Origin of the sequence: Wohlfahrtiimonas larvae (assembly GCF_002006755.1) — a bacterium.
Classification (GTDB): Bacteria; Pseudomonadota; Gammaproteobacteria; order Cardiobacteriales; family Wohlfahrtiimonadaceae; genus Wohlfahrtiimonas; species Wohlfahrtiimonas larvae.
This window is the reverse complement of the sequence record NZ_MVDO01000259.1, coordinates 1-1,071: the sequence shown is the minus strand read 5'-3', so window position 1 is coordinate 1,071 and position 1,071 is coordinate 1. Positions and strand designations below refer to the sequence as shown.

At 39.6% G+C, this 1,071-nt stretch carries 3 protein-coding genes and 1 pseudogene; all 4 read right to left on the bottom strand.

Going from position 1 to position 1,071, the window contains the following annotated elements; all coding sequences use genetic code 11:
• A pseudogene (locus BZK14_RS12920) lies at nucleotides 1–337 on the bottom strand (phage tail protein); the annotation flags it as partial.
• Nucleotides 337–486 carry a hypothetical protein gene (locus BZK14_RS13425; RefSeq protein WP_171973744.1) on the bottom strand — a complete coding sequence of 50 codons (150 nt, stop codon included), beginning with the start codon at nucleotides 484–486 and terminating at the stop codon, nucleotides 337–339. The gene BZK14_RS13425 and the pseudogene BZK14_RS12920, both read right to left, overlap by 1 nt.
• A 2-nt stretch (nucleotides 487–488) precedes the next feature.
• Complete coding sequence (locus BZK14_RS12915) at nucleotides 489–884, bottom strand: tail fiber assembly protein (protein ID WP_171973743.1); 396 nt, start codon at nucleotides 882–884, stop codon at nucleotides 489–491.
• Nucleotides 884–1,071, bottom strand: a 188-nt coding sequence (locus BZK14_RS13420) for a hypothetical protein (RefSeq protein WP_171973742.1), incomplete at its 5' end; no start/stop codon positions are given. The genes BZK14_RS12915 and BZK14_RS13420, both read right to left, overlap by 1 nt.

Sequence of the window (1,071 nt, the reverse complement as noted above, 5' to 3'; positions counted from 1 at the left end):
CTGTGTAAGTATCATCAGCATTGATTTTGCCAATGATGTTCGCCACAGTTTCTTCATCTGTTTCGCCTTCGGCAACACGAACAACCACTACAGGTGCACGCACTTCGCTATCAATAGCCTGCAATGTTTCTGCCAATGTACCTTTTGTGCCTGCTTTAGCAATTGCAGATTTAATGTCTAAAACCAACACACAACGATCAAGCGGAAACACTTCAGGATCAGCATCTTCTGACGTACAAACAACGCCAATCGTATCTGTGGCCATGATGCGTGTTTCGATGTACGCTTTATCATCAATCGTTAAACGTGTGCCATGTAAAAATGATGTACCCGCCATTATTTCGCTCCTTTTGCTTTGTTCACTTCTTGTAAGTGACCTGATTCAACCAAATGTGAGATTTGCTCTTTTGTGAGCTTTTTGACATCAATCACATCACCTTTTTTGTAGCGCACTGCGCCAATTTGAATTTGTCGAATAACGATCATGATTACTCCTTAGTTTTAAAAAATTCTGGGCATTCGGGCCAAACAGGATTTAATGGCCACGTTTCTTGATTTGGTACACGCGATAACATCAAGCGATATTTTCTAAGCTCTTTATGCTGTGCAATCTCTTCATCTGTTGCGATTTCAAATTCGATCGCATCATCGAGTATTGCTATAGCATCGCTTGTTCTGCGTGTTTCTGATGATAGAAAGTCAATATTTTCAGCTTCTTGTTGAGCGTCCAATTCTTGCTGAGTTGGTGGTGGATTCGCAATTGCTCGCGCTTCATCAATTGTTATTTCAATCCAATCTTCTTTTACAAATAACTCCCAGTTTTCTGATGTTGTATCTAAACCAAATGTCTTGTTATTGCTATCCTTGAAGTGTTTTGTATTCATTAAAATAGCTCCTTCCATGCTTGTATCGTTCCTGATTTTTGATAATATTCTGCACCTGGGGGTACTACTAGAGACATTGTGTAACTTGCAGTATGAGAAGAAAAACCAAATTCTTGACCTTGTATAACAAAAACTGGAGCTGTGGCTGTTGGCGGTTTTTGAAGCCATATTTCAATTGCTTTTTGTC